We start from the raw sequence: 14,900 nt of genomic DNA, 5'->3' as shown, positions 1-14,900 counted from the left end.
TGTGCCTTATGTTTTAGCGTTGGACGTCCGCAGTGTAGAGGTAGTCCCCTTTCTTGTTGCCGTACCAGACGACCTTGCGCATCCAGTCCTCCCAGGAGGACCAGGATGTGTCTGCGCTTTTTATCCGGTAGGTCGCCGGATTGTCCATCTCCGAAACGGAGAGGCTCGTTTCTCCGGCCAAGGCGGCTCGGTAAGCCCCGTACACATCGTGCTCCAAGCGGAGTTCGGATTCCTCCACGATGAAGGGCTGCTTCACCAGAGCCTGGTTCAGGGCTACGGCGTCGCTCAGAAATGCCGGAATTTGCTCCATTCGTTTCAGGCAGACCCGTGAAAGGGCTTCCTCGGCCTCCTGGTAAAACCTGGGCAGCTTGCCGTCGCGGCTTAAGGTGATGAAGACGTATTCGTCATGGGGCCAGAAAATACCCAGGCACTCAGATGCGCCGAAGTATTCTGGCGCTCCCCGTGATACCGCACGGGCCTGCTCGAAAAAAAAATCCCTGATTTCGCCCAGCAGCGGCGCAGCCTCGTCCGATTCCAGAAAGGCTTCAACAAGTTCGTGGCAGGCCAGGCCGTGGTGGGCCTGCAGGAGCAGCATGGGAATCTGCAACAGCTTGTCGAAGTACAGAAGCGCCGTCATCCAAGAGAAGGCTCGGGTTCGCACCCAGTCTTCCACAGGCATGGTGCCCGTGCCCACCACCAGCACCTGGGTTTCGGCCACGTCGTCATCCTCCATGGCCAGGGCGCCATGGATGTTGATGACCTTGGATTCCACGGTGACCATGTCGTGGAGACGCTGGTACTCAGGTGCGCCCATGCGGGCGTTGGGCAGGATGGACAGGTTGATGAACTGTATGCGGTTGTGCTGCCCGCCAACGACGATCTCCGAGACCCCTTCAGCGAATGACCGGTAGGTCTCCCCAGGCAAGGCCAGGATGAGATCGGTGTACGTTTCCACCTTTGCTGCGGCAAACCGGCTTTGCAGCTCTTGGAAGGCTTGGGTGGAGATGTTTTGGCGCCCCACCAGTTCCAGGGCAGTGGGGTTCATTGTCTGCATGGCCAGGGTTACACCCTTGTTCAGACCGCCACGCGAGAGGATCTCCTGAATTTCGAAGGAGCGTTCCGCCGCGTTCTTGGTGTTCTGCACCGACAGGGCCTGGGGATAGCCATACTCAGCCTTGATCTCTGCCACCATAGCCGCGATGTCCCGGTCTCGCTTGAACATGCCGAAGTTGCCGTCGCAGCAGAATATGAATTCAACCTTGCTGCGGGCGAACCACAAGGCTTCGCGCCGCAGGCGGTCCATTTCGAAATGATGCACCTTGGAGGCATTGGCCGAACCCCAATCGCAGTAGGCACAGGTGAAGGGACAGCCACGGTTGGTTTCCCAGACACCGAGCCATTTATGCTCGGGATGGGCGGCCATAAGTTTGTCAAAGACCCCTTCCAGGTAAGGCGACGGTATAGTGGAGTAGTCTTCCAGCCGGGGAGCCCGCGGGGTGGAGCGGAATCTGCCGTTCTCCAGCCAGCTCACGGAGGGGATGGCGGAAAAATCCCGCCCCGGAAGGGCCTCGAGCACCGAGAGGAAGGTCTGCTCCCCTTCGCCATGGCAGGCCAGATCGATGAAGGCATGCTCGTGTAGGTAGTCCTCAGCCCTGTCGGGCACGTGAGGGCCGCCGAAGACTATGAAGATGCCGGGCCGGGCGCGTTTAAGCTCCCGGGCGATCTTGAGCGAGAGGTTGTGATTCCAGACGTAGACGCTGAAGGCGGCCACGTCGGTCTCAAGCATGCTCTCCACGGCCTGGATCCAGGGCTGGCGCTGGTAGAGTGGGTCCAGAAAGACGTAGCGGCAGGGCCTTGCGGCGTGCCGCTGGACATACGCCTGCAAGAGCCCGACGGAATACGGGAAATAGCAGGCGTCCGCGAAGCTGTTGCCTATCTGCACGAACCCGACGCGCAGGCGCTCGTCGGGTGTTGCCTGGGCCACCGCATCCATGGAGCTAGGCGCTTTCAAGCTTACGGCGCACGGTTTCCCGGATGGAGGCGGCGTCGAGCCCCAACATGCTGCGCATGTCTCCCACCCGTCCGTAGCAGGTGCAGAACTCGTCGCGCAGGCCGTAACCGGTGACGCGCAGCTCTGGGATGTCGGCCAGGGCTTCCTTGAGGCCGAAAGCATCGTGGAAGGACAGGATGTGCGTATCGCGGAAGCGTTCCACGGTAGCGGCGTCCAGGGGCTTGATGGTGTGGTGGTAAACCAGGTTGACCGCCAGATCCTTGCAGGCCTCGAACACTTCGCCCAGAAGGGGGCCTGCGGTCATCACCGTCACCGTCGAACCCTCATCCTTGAGCACAACGGCCTTGCCGGGCGCCACAGGGATGTCTACCCCGTGGGGAAAGTCCGAGAGTCGAAAATATGTAGGGTTGCCGTTGTTGTAGTGGCTGCGCAGCAACACGTCGAGTTCCTTGCGTGAGCCGGGCTGCAGCACTTCCATGCCGGGCAGCAGGCGCAGGATGGCCAGGTCGGTATAGCAATGGTGGGAAGGACCGTCCCAGGCATAGTCGAAGGTGGCGCCGCAGGTGAGGATGTTGGCCGGGAAGCGGTTGTAGCACAGGTCCAGCTTGATCTGTTCGTAGCTGCGCTCGGTGAGGAAGGGGGCAATGGTGTGCACGAAAGGGGTCAATCCCTGGGCGGCCATGCCTCCGGCCATGCTGATGAGCGTGTTCTCACATATGCCCATGTTATAGAAGCGATGGGGGTGGCGTTCCTTGAATTCGTTGAACAGATAGACGCTGACATCACCTAGCAGGATGACAATGGATCCATCCGTGGTGGCCAGATCCATCACTGTGTCTTTGAACTGCTTTCTCATTGGGCCACCTCAAGTTCGGCCAGCAGCGCCGCAAGTTCGTCGTCCTTGGGCGAACGGCGGTGCCAAGCGTAATGATTTTCCGTCATGGAGGGGCAGCCATAACCCTTGGTGGTATTGGCCACGATGGCCCTGGGCCTGTCGTTTTTGGCTTTCAGGGCCGCGGTGAGGGCGGGGACGTCGTGGCCGTCCACTACTGCCACCTCGCAATCGAACCCCGCGAAGTGAGCGGCTGGATCCTCGATTTGCAGGCCGCGCGCATGGGAACGATTATTGTCGTAAATGACGGTCAGGTTGTTGAGCTTCTGGTCCACGGCCACAAGCACGGCTTCCCACACGCTGCCTTCGTTGGCTTCGCCATCTCCCACCAGGGTGTATACCCGCTGGTCCGTGCCCTTTATCTGGAAGGCCATTGCCACGCCCACGGCCAGGCCGATGCCGTGGCCAAGCGAGCCGGTGGAGGCTTCCACGCCAGGAATCTTGGTGCGGTCCGGGTGGCAGCCGAAGCGGGCGTTGAGCGCGCCGTAGGTGTAGACCTCCTCCATGGACACGTAGCCCATCTGGGCCAGGAGGGTATACTGGGCCAGCGAGGCGTGACCTTTACTCAGGATGAACACGTCCCGGCCGGGCATGTCCGGCTGGGCGGGGTTGTGACGCATCACCGAGTAGACGGCGGTCAAGGCCTCTACCACGGAAAAACACGACGGGATGTGGCCATGGCCGGTGTGCCGGGCGATTTGCAGAATCTCGCGGCGGATGGCTTTGCATGATTCCAGCATTATTCGATCTCCAGATAAGACATGCGGGCGGTCATGGGGAAGCGCTGCAAGCGGATGTTGCGGAGCCCGAGGACTTCGTCCAGGGCCAAAGTTTCGCCGGGAAAGATGTCGTCGGAAAGTTCGTCGAACACCAGGATGGATCCCTTGCACAGATGGGGCAGAATGGCTTCCAGGGCTACTTTGGTGGGCTCGTAGATATCCAGGTCGAAGATAGCCATGGAGACCACGGTCTCGGGCTGGCGGGCCAGGTATTCGCTCACGGTCTGGCGTACATCGCCCTTGACCAACTCGAACTTTTTGAGGTGGCTAATGGGGTTCAGTTCTTCCTGAAGGGACAGGATTTCAGATAGGTGGGCTTCGTAGCCGCTAGGCACGGAATAGGCGCCTTCATCGCAGCCGGAGCGTTCACCGTCCTTGTCGCTGACTCCGGCGAAACCTTCGAAGGTGTCGAAGCCGATGATTTTACGGTGGCGGTTGAAAGGCTCGAAGATACCACGCAGGGCGGAGAGGATGGACAGGCTCTGGCCCCAGCGCACGCCGAACTCGATGATAACGCCGTGGGTGTTCACCAGCTTCTTGTACAACTCGTAGAAGAACAGCATTCGCGTCATGGTCTTCGAGGGAACGTACAGCGCGGAGTTATGCGCCAGCTCGCCAGTGGGCAGTGGGGTGTTGTGCAGGCATTCGGCGAATCGCTCGTACCCGTTCTTTTCCTGGCTGCTGGACATGAAAATGGCCTGATGCTCTTTGGTCTTCATTATTTGGTCCACCTTGATTGGTTATCCCGCCACCATGTGGCGGTTCTGGCGATGCCTTCAGCCAGCGGCGTTTCGCTCCGCCAACCCAGGAGCCGCTGGGCCTTGGTACAATCCAGGCCCCGGAAGGCGATGGTCGTGGGCTGGTCGCCCAGGTAGACCACGCTGCCGGGGGTATGTCCAGCAGAGGCGAGCGCCAGGCACACTATGTCCGCCACCGTGGCTGGCCGGCCCGAGCCGATGTTGAAGCATTCGAATTCGAGGTCCGCCCGAAGGAGCTCCACGATGGCCAGGCCGAAATCCGTATGAAAAATGACGTCCCGACTCACCTGGGGCGCTCCCCACACCTCGAAAGGGTCGAGCCGGGCCTCGGCCTTTCGGATAAGAGCGGGAATGACGTTGGCTGTGGCCGGATCAAACCGTGAGAAGGGGCCGTATATGTTAGCCGCCCGAACAACGCCGAAGCGCATGCCCGTGGTCTTGTGCCAGAACAGGCACAGTTTCTCAAGGTAGCGCATAGCCCAGCCCACGCCCATATAGGCCGGGTGCGGGTCCTGGTTGAGGTCAAGATCCTCTTCCGAGATGAATCCATCGAAGGGTTGGTATACCGTGGCCGATCCAACGAAAACAATCTTGCCAATGCTGGCTTGGTGGAATGCCTCCAGCATGGCGGCATTCATGGCGAGGTTGGCGTTCACCGATTCCCAGGGCCGGTTCCTGAGCCCGGCCGAGCCAACCGAGACGGCGGCGGTCATGACAGCCGCAGTGCAACCAGCCACGACCCTGCGGCAGTCTTGTTCCAGGCGCAGATCGGCCTGGACGAGTTCCACTCGGTCGTTTCTCAACTGAGGCTTGGTGTGATTCCAGCAGGCCCGTATGCGTGTCTCGGGGCAGAGCGCCAGCAGTTGTTCCACGACGCCCATACCTGCTGCGCTTGATGCTCCTGCAATGAATACGGTCTGCCCGGCCAAGGAATCCATTCGTTTCAGGCCCGCCGTCAGCGCGTCAGGAAGGTGCCGTGGCGCACGCGTTCACGCCAGTAGTCCAGCAAATCCTGCATGGTCTTTTCAAATGGGATGCGAGGCTCCCAGCCAGTGTGGTTCCTAAATTTGGAGGTGTCGGGAATCTGGAGGTCGGCGTCCAAGGGGCGCAGGCGCAAAGGTTCCTGCTCCACGCGGATGTCATCGCGCCGGGTAGAGATGGACACCAAATGGGCCAGCATGTCGCCCACTCCGCAGGAAAAGCTTCCGCCGATGTTGTAGCACTGGCCAGGTATGGGATTCACCGTCACCAGCAGGTGATAAGCTCGCACGGCGTCACGAACGTCAGCCCAGGTTCGAAGCGACTCCAGGTTGCCGGTTTTCACCACTGGGGGGATGAGTCCGGCCTCAATCATGGCGATTTGCTTGGCGAAGGTTGACTCGGCGAACACATCACCACGACGCGGACCAGTGTGAGTGAACATGCGGGTAACTAAGCATTTCAAACCGTGAGCCTCGGCAAAGTACTGCCCGATCATATCCGTGCCGATCTTGGAGATAGCGTAAGGCGAAGCCGGGTGGAAGGCGCAGAACTCGTTTATGGGCAGCTTGTCCCGGCTGACTCGGCCGAAAACCTCCGAGGAGGAGCAGACATGAATAACTGGATCAACACCTTCGGTACGCAGAATGACTTCCAGCAGGCGGTGGGTACCAAGGATGTTGGTGTCGTAGGTCTGGATGGGGGAGGTAAAGCTGGTGGAAGGATAACTCTGGGCCGCCAGATGAAAGACGTAATCAGGTTGCACAGCCTCCATCACCCGCCCCAGGGAAAAAGAGTCGGTTAGGTCACCATCATGGAAATAGACCCTGTCGCACTGGTTGACCCGTTTCAACAGATGAGAAACATTGTCGAGAGGGCTGCGCCAGCGGCACATGCCGTGTACATCCCAATCGGTTTTTTCCAGAAGGTAGTCGGCCAGATGGGAACCGACCATGCCGGTAATGCCGGTGATCAGAGCGCGCGGGGTCATAAGTTCTCCATGAAGGCGCATCGCGGGAATATAAATCGAAGAAGATGTTCGACAATATTGCTGCTCAAGCTAGACTGTGGGGCCATATGCGAAGCTTCAGGACGAGTCAAGGATCTTCCCAAAGGATAGTCCTGTTGATTTTCGTGAGTTTAGTCGCAAGGTTTTAATCATAAGGACGGCCGTTTCTTCGATGAGGAAGCAATTTGTGTCTTCAACAAGCTTAGTCTTGAACGAGTAATACAAACAGAGCGTGACGTTTGGCCGGTGTCTGCAAACGGAGCAACAGGTGGCGGGTTGAATTTACGAAATTCATGATTTAGGCGGCTGGGAGGTGAAAGTTGAGGCTTAAACACCACGTTACTGAATTAATGTAGGCAAGTTGGTCTTCAAGGATATCTTTGTAAATAATCGTAGAGCCAGCCGAGTGCTGTTTGGGCATGCGACAAAGCATCGAGCGCATGCCTTTCCTAGTGACAGCACGCTACCAGATTGGGATTGCATCGTCTGACCATTTTGGATCTGAACAGCGAAGAGTTAAGCAAATATATTGAAGTTGGTGCGGGATATTGGACAGTTCGCTCAGTTGTAGCCCTCAAGTGAGGAGGACGGCCTACGATGTCCGAGCGAAGTAAGTTTTCTGCAGAGTTAAAAGCCAAGGTGGCTCTAGAGGCCTTGATAGACGATTTCACCTTATCTGAACTGGCGAGCAAGTAAGACGTGCACCCCACGACGATCGCGTCCTGGAAGCGCCAAGCCAGGGACAGCAGAATGTCGGCATTCTCCGGGAAGGCCGCTGCCGTGAGGAAGGATGGCTAGGCGAGATCCACGATCTGCATGCGAAGATCGGCCAACTGACCGTGAAAAAGGATTCTTTTTGGAGAGTACCTTCGCACGACGGTGAGTCGGAAGCGGAGGCGTGGGAGTGTCGAAACTGGTCATCCAAGCCTCGTTATCTCCCGGCAATGCTGGGTCCTCGGCTTGCCACGGTCCTCACTGCATCATCGCCCCAAGAGAGTGTCATGAATCGTGGGCTGATACGTATCAATGATGCCCAGTTTCTGGGTGCGCCCACTAACAGCTCATGCCAGGCGACTCCATTTCAAGAATCAGGGCATCTTGGTGGGGGGCGAGTTCGACGTTTGATGCGCAAGATTGAGCTGACGGCGATTTACTAGAAGCCCAGGACGCCCCACACCCTGATCACAGGGTCTACCTGTATCTTTGCGAGGGATGCGAATTGATCGACCGAATCATGTGTGGTGTGCGGACTTCACGTATGTACCGATGAAGCGGGAATTCTTGTACTTGTTGGCGATCATGGATTGGCACAGCCGGGCTGTGCTATCCTGAAGGCTGTCCAGCATCATGGACACGAGCTTCTGTGTTGCGTTCTTGGAAGAGGTCATGAATCGATATGGAGTTCCAAAAAACTTCAACACTGACCAGGGAGCGCAATTTAGCCTCCAGGTATTTACTCAGGTGTTTAAAACGCAGGAGTCTCTTTTTTCATGGACGGCAAAGGGCGCTGGACGGACAACGTCTTCAGCCTACGCGCTGTTGGGCTCGGTGAGGTGGGTATGCCTCTACCTGAAAGAGCTTGAGACCGGAAGCCAGACGCGGCGGGCGTTTGAACACTGGGGCCATTTCAACGAACAGCGGTTCGTGGATGTCTACCGGGAAGAAACGGCCTCACTGAAGGAGGCATAACAATCAACCGGCCAATAGTTTAGAAACGCCGCCAACCTGTCCAACTTATCGGGACACAGCAGGCCGCGCTTCATCGAGGGCAACGATCTGTATTTTACTCAAAGAGTAACTGGCAGGCCAATCTACGAGCTTAATTTTCCCCTTCTGGTGCGATCCGAGCATATTGTACATAATGAAAATAACAATATTATGGCTGTATTGTCTGGAGAACGTCGCCAGCTGGTATATTACATCTGAGTAATGCTGTGTTAGGTGTATAATTTACCACTTATTCATCCTGGGCACATTCAAAGACGATTGCTATTTCTACCTCAATGCCTTCTCATTGTTTCATGGTCATTTATCCCTGGGAGTCAACTAGGAAAGTGCGTAAGTGTAATAAATAATCGACCTGATAATAGTATACTCTAACGTGTATTAATTGTGATGAGAAGAATTTTCTTGGTAAGATTGGAGGTGGTCCGCATGGATTGAATAATAATGATGAGATTAGATAAAGGCTAAGAAAGCAGTGCTCCTACCTCCCCCTGGCCTGGTACCTATTAATCTTCGTCTCAAGCCGCCTGGAAAGCTCAGTTAAGACAAAGCAAATCACGAAATAGAGCAGGGCCACGGTCAGGAATATCTCGAAGGGGGCCTTCATGGTCCGGCTGTTCACCTGTGTGGCCGCTTTGGTGAGTTCCCCGACTCCGATGATATAGGCCAGGGAAGTGTCTTTGGTGAGGGAGACGAACTGATTCACGAAGGACGGGACCATGTTGAAGAGCGCCTGGGGAAGGATGATGTGGATCATGGTCTGAGTGTGCGTGAGCCCGGAACCACGCGCTGCCTCCATCTGCCCTTTGGGCAGGGACAGTACGCCCGCACGCACGATTTCGGCAATGTAGGCGCTGGTGAACACGATGAGCGCCAAGATAGCCGACTGCCAATCCGGCAGGCTGCGTCCAAAAAGTACCGGAGCCAGGAAATAGAACCAGAAGATCACCATGAGAAGCGGGGTTCCCCGGATGATTTCGATGTAGACCATGGCCGGATATTTGAGCGCAGCCCGCTTCGAGAGTCTGCATACGCCGATAATGAGCCCCAGCCAGAAGGCTCCGAAGATGCCGCCCAGGGCCATGAGGATGGACATGGCCAGGCCGCCAAGTGGACCCGTGGGGTATGCGCCCCAGAGAAAGAAGCCAAAGTTGTTCCAGACGACATCCCAATGCATGGCCGACCGCTACCTTGCCGTGCGCAAAACGCGCAGATTGTACTGTTGGATGGTGAAGGAAACGGTGAGTGAAATAGTCAGGTAAATGAGTGTCGTGACCGTGAACGCCTCCAGGCCATGGAAAGTGTGAGCCTCGATCTGGCGTGCCATGTAGGTCAACTCGGCCACGCCGATGGTCATGACCAGAGACGAGTTCTTGATGAGGTTCAGGAACTGGGAAATGAGCGGCGGTACTATGATTCTAAAAGCCTGAGGGAGAATGACGTAGCCCATGGCCTGAATGAAGGTGAGCCCGCAGGCGCGCGATGCCTCGAGTTGCGTTTTGGGGATGGCAAAGATTCCCGAGCGCAGATCCTCGGCAATAAAGGCCCCGGTGTAAAATGTCAGGGCGATGACGCCGCAGGCGAATTCCTGGTCAACGCTGTTGAGCCAATTGGTCGCGAATTCAGGGAGTATGGTGTAAGAACCGAAATACCAGAAGAAAATTTGAACGAGAAGCGGCGTGTTGCGAAAGAATTCGATGTAGGTCCAGGATATCCACTCCAGAGGTTTGAGCCTGGAGAGGCGCATGATGCAGACCAGCGTGCCAAGAGCCAGAGAAAAAGCGATGGCGAGCCCGGATATTTTGAGGGTGGTTACAAGGCCGTCGACGATCCAGTCGCCGTACTGGCCTGAAACCACAAGACCGAAATCAAATTGATACGCCAACGTGCTGCTCCAGTAGCTAAGACCGTCGTGAGCCGGCCATGAATGCCGGGGGGCGTGATGCCCCCCGGCTGGTGTAAACGCCGTTTAGGGCCAAAGCTCCATGGTCCAGGTCAGGGGGATGTAGTTCTTGGTGTCCTTGCCGAACCACTTGTCGTAGACCTTTTTGTACTCGCCGGACTCCCACATCTCCATCAGTGAGATGTTGACGAAGTCACGGAATTTGGAGTCGTTCTCGATCAGACCGAACCCGTAAGGCTCGGGGGAGATGTAGTCGCCCACGATGTCCCAGGCGTCGGGCTTGTCGTCAGAGTATTTAAGCCCAACCAGGATGGCTTCGTCGGTGGTGACGGCTTCGACCTTCCCCTGCTTGAGGGCCAGGAAGGCCTCGGGGTAGGTTTCAAAGGAGACGATGGTGGCGGAAGGCTCTGCTTTCTTGGCGTTCTGCTCGGAGGTGGAGCCCTTCACGGAGCCGATCTTTTTGCTGGCAAGGTCCTTCACTCCCTTGATGGGACCGCCCTTTTTCACAAGCAGGCGTTGACCGGTCATGAAATAGGTGATGGAAAAGTCCACCTGACCCTCGCGGTCTTTCTTGTGGGTCATGGTGGCAGCCACGATGTCCACTTCGCCCTGGGTGAGCATTGGGATGCGGGTCGAGGAGGTGACGGCCTTGACGTCGAGTTTCACGCCAAGTTTGTCAGCCAAAAATTTCATGATGTCGATTTCAAAGCCGACGATCTGCTTGGTTTTCTCGTCAACGTAGCCGAAGGGAGGCTGCGAATCCTTCACCCCGGCGATCAGGGTGCCTCGTTTCTTGATGTCGTCGATCTTGCCCGCAAAGGCGGGGGAAACAAAAAGGGCCAGGGCCAGAATGGCCGTAAGGGCCACGGCAAGACGTTTCATCGAAAACCTCCTCCTGAGTTGATGTTGTTAGAGGATTTCCTTGAGGAAAGCGCGTGTGCGCTCGTGTCTGGGGTTCTTGAAGAACTCTTGGGGCGGCCCGCTCTCGATGATTTCCCCGCCGTCCATGAAGATGATGCGGTCGGCCACTTCGCGCGCAAAACCCATTTCATGGGTGACGCAGAGCATGGTCATGCCGTCGCGGGCCAGGTCCTTCATGACGTTCAGAACTTCATTGATCATCTCCGGGTCGAGAGCGGAGGTGGGCTCGTCGAAAAGCATGACCTTGGGGCGCATGGCCAGGGCACGGGCAATGGCAACCCGCTGCTGCTGGCCTCCGGAAAGCTCAGCCGGAAATTTGTGCGCCTGATCATGGATGCCGACCCGCTCCAGGAGGTCAAGGGCGAGACGTTCGGCTTCAGACTTGTCCGCCTTGCGCACCTTGATGGGCGCCAACGTAACGTTTTTCAGGACTGAGAGGTGCGGGTACAAATTGAACTGCTGGAAGACAATTCCGATTTCGGCGCGCAGCAGGTTGACGTCCACGGTGCGGTCATGGATGTCCTTGCCGTCGAAATTGATCGTACCGCGCTGGTATTCCTCCAGTCGGTTCACACACCGGATGAGAGTGGATTTACCCGAACCGGAGGGGCCGCAGATGACCAGGACCTCGCCCTGCTCGACTGATTCCTCGATGCCCTTGAGCACGTGGAAATCCCCGTACCACTTGTGGACATCCTTGAATTCTATCATGGGCATTGGACGGTCACCTCGCGGAATGAAATGGCAATAATGCTAAACCCCAGGAGATTACCCGGTTGTGGCCTCTTGTCAAGAATGCCAGGCGACGGGCGCTAATCTTGGAACCAAGTGTCTGGGTATCCATGAGAAAAGGCTACGCAGGGAATGGAACCCGATCTTCCAAGAGCGACGCAACAGCCAGGACCGAACATCAGCATAAAGAAGCTATTTCCGGTTGTCCGGTGACTAGGCAGACGGTCAACCCGATAGCCGCTCTCGGGCAGGCGAGTTTCAACCGAAGACACTCTTCGTCCGGCGTGTTGTCTGAAAGAGCACGCGCACAAGGCTCAATTACTGTGGAGGAAGCGTCGACCGCTTTGCGCAGATAACGGCAAACCACATCAACGATCTCTCGTGCCGCTTCCACGGTCTCTGCCTCGGGGAGGTCCTCGCCCGCGGCTGCGCGGCTTATTATCGAAAGCATGTCCGGGCCAAGGTGCAGGGTGAACCGAAGCATTGCGTCTTCCTCGATGAAAATTCCTGAAGAGAAGCCCAGGGTGAGGCCCTCGAGTTCGTTCGCTGAGAGTTCACCCTGGGCCTTGAGGGGACAATGGGCGAAACGAAGGAATGCCCTTTCAATCGAGGTGATGAGCACGTCAAGCAGGTCACAGTCGCAACGATGGCTGTAAAGTCTGGCTAATTTGGCCCGACGGCGGTTTTCGCGCGCGATGTATCTTCCCAGCATGTCGCTGAATTGTTCGGAACTGAGGTGGCCAAGCATCAGCAAGGCTTCGCCAAGGTGAATCTGATTTACTCGCTGGCGAAAAAGCAATGAGTCCAAATCTCGTTTCGGAACAAACCCATTGAGGACGGCGAGTTCACCAAAACTCAAATCAGTTTCGCGCTGCAAACCAAGAACAATATTCACCTGTTGCTGGGTGAGCAGTCCCGCTTCGAGGGCATACGTTCCAAGTCGGTGGTTCGTTTCGGCCTGGAAAGCTGTTGCCTCATCGATTTGCTGCTGGGTGATGATCCCCTGTTCCAGCAGGAAAGCACCAAGAAACTGAAAGTTCATGCGCCCTCCGGCTTTGCCGGGTGGGATGATTTCGCGCCGGGTGTGGACTTGGCGTGTGCTGTTTTGGCCTGGGCGGCTTTCTTTTTCAAGAAAGTGAGGAACTTCTCTGCCTCTGGAAAGTCGGGGCGGACATCCAGGGCTCGGGCGATCATTTTGCCGGCAGGAACGGCGCGGCCTTTTTCATAAAGGGCCCTGGCAAGGTTGTAGAGCAGGTGCTCGTCCGTCGGGCTTAACTTGAGGGCCTTGGCGTAGTGGCCGAGAGCCTGGGAATACATGCCGTTTTTGCGGAGCTGTATGCCGAATTCGTTGAAAAGGTGTTTGTAGTCAGGGCTAAATGTCCCTTCGAGCCTGGACAGTTTGCGGAATACGATATCCGCGTTGGGCGCGTCTCCCCGCTCCAGGTAGGTGAGGCCGAGGCCAAAAGAAGCACGGATGTGGTTTTCGTCTATGCGCAAGGCGTTCTTGTATTCGAATTCGGCGGTAAAGAGCTGGTCCTGCTCGCGGCAACGGTCCGCGTTGTCCACTACCCGTTCCAGCGCGGCCAGGGCGGGGAGGACCTTGTCGTGGTATATGTGCGGGGCAGGGATGAATTTCTCGAAGAGCTCTTCCTTGGTTATCTGATGCTTTTCATTCAAGGGAACGTACTGCGTGCTCAGCGGTTGGTATTCGATCATGCCGTCAGATGTTTCCACCGCGAACACATGAACCGCTTGCTTGACCCTGCGTTTGGTTGCGCCGAAGCCGACCGTGGTGACGGTCTCGGTGGAAAAGACCCCGCGTAAGGGCTGCGCGGGGGTTTTTTTGGTGTTTTGCTGAGCCATGGCGGTATTGTGATCCTTATATCAACGTCTCGGTAGTGTCCACGTCGGGCGCAGCTGACCGAAATTGCTGGTGACCTTCGGCCAGGCCTTGGCTATAGTTCCGGCGACATGAACCAGGATCTCGGAAATCTTCGCATAAACCGTTCCGCTTCACCGCAGCAGCCCGCTCGGAGAAAGATTGGCCGGTGGGTTTGGGTGCTGGCTGCAGCAATAGTGCTCTTGAGCGCGTGGTGGATCATGCCCCGCAAGTACGAAGTGGAAACGGCCCAGGCCGGACTTGTCTACCCAACGAGGTCCTTCACCCTGGTGAACGCAACTGGTTACGTTGTGGCCGACCGCAAGGCCGCCGTGGCCGCAAAGGTCACCAGCACCTTGATATGGCTCGGGGTGGAGGAAGGAAACCGAGTGAAGGCCGGACAGCTGATCGCCAAGCTTGAAGCCCTGGACGTGTCTGCCGCCTTGGTCAAGGCCCAGGCCGACTTGAATGCCGCTGAATTCAACGTGGATGTGGCCAAGGCCGAGCTTGCCGATTCCAAACTCAACCTCGACCGGTTCAAGAAGCTCGTGGACCAGGCCTTGGTGGCTCGGGCTGATTACGACACCGCAGTGGCTCGCTACCATAAGGCCAAGGGAGCCTACGGCAACGCGGTGCGGCAGGTGGCTTCTTTCACGGCCGCCTTGGATGTGGCAAGAGCCCAGGCGGGCTACACCGAGATACGGGCTCCCTTTGACGCGGTTGTGCTCACCAAGAGCGCCGATGTGGGCGACATCGTGACTCCCATCGGCGCCTCCACCACATCCAAAGCCTCGGTTGTTACCCTTGCGGACCTTGGGTCTTTGCAGGTCGAGGCAGATGTGTCCGAATCCAATTTGGCCAAGGTGCGGACGGGTCAGCCCACGGAGATCATGCTGGACGCTTTCGGCGAGGAGCGCTTCCCGGGCTATGTGCACATGGTGGTGCCCACTGCGGACAAGACCAAGGCAACGGTCATGGTCAAGGTTCGTTTCGACACGCTCGACCCCCGGGTGCTCCCCCAGATGAGCGCCAAGGTGGCCTTTCTGGAGCGTGCGCCATCGTCGGAAGAAAGAAACCCCCGATTGGCGGTGCCACTGAAGGCAGTGGTGGGAGTTGCCTCTGGCAAAGCCGTGTTTGTGGTGAGGGACGGGGTGGCCCGATTGGCTCTGGTAAAGGATGGAATGGCTCTTGGAGATATGCTGGAGATTGTCGAAGGTATACAGCCAGGTGACCGGGTGGTCCTTTCCCCACCGTCCTCGTTAAAGGACGGCGACAAGATAGCGGCGGCCACAAAGTGACCGGGGACGCCCTTT

15 protein-coding genes are annotated in these 14,900 nt (G+C 57.1%); 2 read left to right on the top strand and 13 right to left on the bottom strand.

Translation table 11 applies throughout. From position 1 onward, the window contains the following. Positions 1–13: 13 nt before the first annotated feature. The 7 genes from HY795_16335 to HY795_16305 form a co-directional block, all read right to left on the bottom strand. Complete coding sequence (locus HY795_16335) at positions 14–1,993, bottom strand: cobalamin B12-binding domain-containing protein (protein MBI4806789.1); 1,980 nt, start codon at positions 1,991–1,993, stop codon at positions 14–16. Positions 1,994–1,997: 4 nt separating this feature from the next. Continuing rightward, positions 1,998–2,867, bottom strand: a complete 870-nt coding sequence (locus HY795_16330; protein ID MBI4806788.1) for a hypothetical protein — start codon at positions 2,865–2,867, stop codon at positions 1,998–2,000. Beyond that, the gene (locus HY795_16325; protein MBI4806787.1) at positions 2,864–3,643 is read right to left on the bottom strand and encodes a transketolase; all 780 of its coding nucleotides are present in this window, start codon (positions 3,641–3,643) and stop codon (positions 2,864–2,866) included. Before HY795_16325 ends, HY795_16330 begins: the two co-directional genes overlap by 4 nt. Continuing rightward, positions 3,643–4,401, bottom strand: coding sequence for a crotonobetainyl-CoA--carnitine CoA-transferase (locus HY795_16320; protein ID MBI4806786.1), 759 nt, complete (start codon positions 4,399–4,401; stop codon positions 3,643–3,645). Before HY795_16320 ends, HY795_16325 begins: the two co-directional genes overlap by 1 nt. Beyond that, positions 4,401–5,321, bottom strand: a complete 921-nt coding sequence (locus HY795_16315) for an NAD-dependent epimerase/dehydratase family protein (GenBank protein ID MBI4806785.1) — start codon at positions 5,319–5,321, stop codon at positions 4,401–4,403. The genes HY795_16320 and HY795_16315 overlap by 1 nt, the downstream gene beginning before the upstream one ends. Before the next feature lie 74 nt (positions 5,322–5,395). Continuing rightward, positions 5,396–6,409: a GDP-mannose 4,6-dehydratase gene (locus tag HY795_16310; protein MBI4806784.1), complete on the bottom strand. Its 1,014-nt coding sequence runs from the start codon at positions 6,407–6,409 to the stop codon at positions 5,396–5,398. A gap of 1,250 nt (positions 6,410–7,659) precedes the next feature. Beyond that, entirely contained in the window at positions 7,660–7,815 is a 156-nt protein-coding gene (locus HY795_16305; GenBank protein MBI4806783.1) for a hypothetical protein, read from the bottom strand. On the opposite strand from HY795_16305, the gene HY795_16300 reads away from it, so the two are divergent. After that, complete coding sequence (locus HY795_16300) at positions 7,814–8,116, top strand: hypothetical protein (protein ID MBI4806782.1); 303 nt, start codon at positions 7,814–7,816, stop codon at positions 8,114–8,116. The two genes, HY795_16305 and HY795_16300, sit on opposite strands and share 2 nt — an antisense overlap. A 517-nt stretch (positions 8,117–8,633) precedes the next feature. On the opposite strand, the gene HY795_16295 is transcribed toward HY795_16300, so the two are convergent. From HY795_16295 to HY795_16270, 6 genes are all read right to left on the bottom strand, one after another. Then, positions 8,634–9,329 carry an amino acid ABC transporter permease gene (locus HY795_16295; GenBank protein ID MBI4806781.1) on the bottom strand — a complete coding sequence of 232 codons (696 nt, stop codon included), beginning with the start codon at positions 9,327–9,329 and terminating at the stop codon, positions 8,634–8,636. A 9-nt stretch (positions 9,330–9,338) separates the two neighbouring features. Beyond that, positions 9,339–10,037, bottom strand: a complete 699-nt coding sequence (locus HY795_16290; protein ID MBI4806780.1) for an amino acid ABC transporter permease — start codon at positions 10,035–10,037, stop codon at positions 9,339–9,341. Positions 10,038–10,121: 84 nt separating this feature from the next. Next, positions 10,122–10,937, bottom strand: a complete 816-nt coding sequence (locus HY795_16285) for an ABC transporter substrate-binding protein (protein ID MBI4806779.1) — start codon at positions 10,935–10,937, stop codon at positions 10,122–10,124. A gap of 27 nt (positions 10,938–10,964) precedes the next feature. After that, positions 10,965–11,687 carry an amino acid ABC transporter ATP-binding protein gene (locus tag HY795_16280; protein ID MBI4806778.1) on the bottom strand — a complete coding sequence of 241 codons (723 nt, stop codon included), beginning with the start codon at positions 11,685–11,687 and terminating at the stop codon, positions 10,965–10,967. A 199-nt stretch (positions 11,688–11,886) separates the two neighbouring features. Beyond that, positions 11,887–12,750: a hypothetical protein gene (locus HY795_16275; GenBank protein ID MBI4806777.1), complete on the bottom strand. Its 864-nt coding sequence runs from the start codon at positions 12,748–12,750 to the stop codon at positions 11,887–11,889. After that, positions 12,747–13,571, bottom strand: a complete 825-nt coding sequence (locus HY795_16270) for a tetratricopeptide repeat protein (protein ID MBI4806776.1) — start codon at positions 13,569–13,571, stop codon at positions 12,747–12,749. The genes HY795_16275 and HY795_16270 overlap by 4 nt, the downstream gene beginning before the upstream one ends. A 108-nt stretch (positions 13,572–13,679) precedes the next feature. On the opposite strand from HY795_16270, the gene HY795_16265 reads away from it, so the two are divergent. Further along, a complete protein-coding gene (locus tag HY795_16265; GenBank protein ID MBI4806775.1) occupies positions 13,680–14,885 on the top strand; it encodes an efflux RND transporter periplasmic adaptor subunit in 1,206 nt (401 codons plus the stop codon). Positions 14,886–14,900: the final 15 nt, after the last annotated feature.

It is taken from the genome of Desulfovibrio sp. (assembly GCA_016208105.1).
Lineage (GTDB): Bacteria > Desulfobacterota > Desulfovibrionia > Desulfovibrionales > Desulfovibrionaceae > Fundidesulfovibrio.
This window is presented reverse-complemented; position numbering and strand designations above follow the sequence as displayed.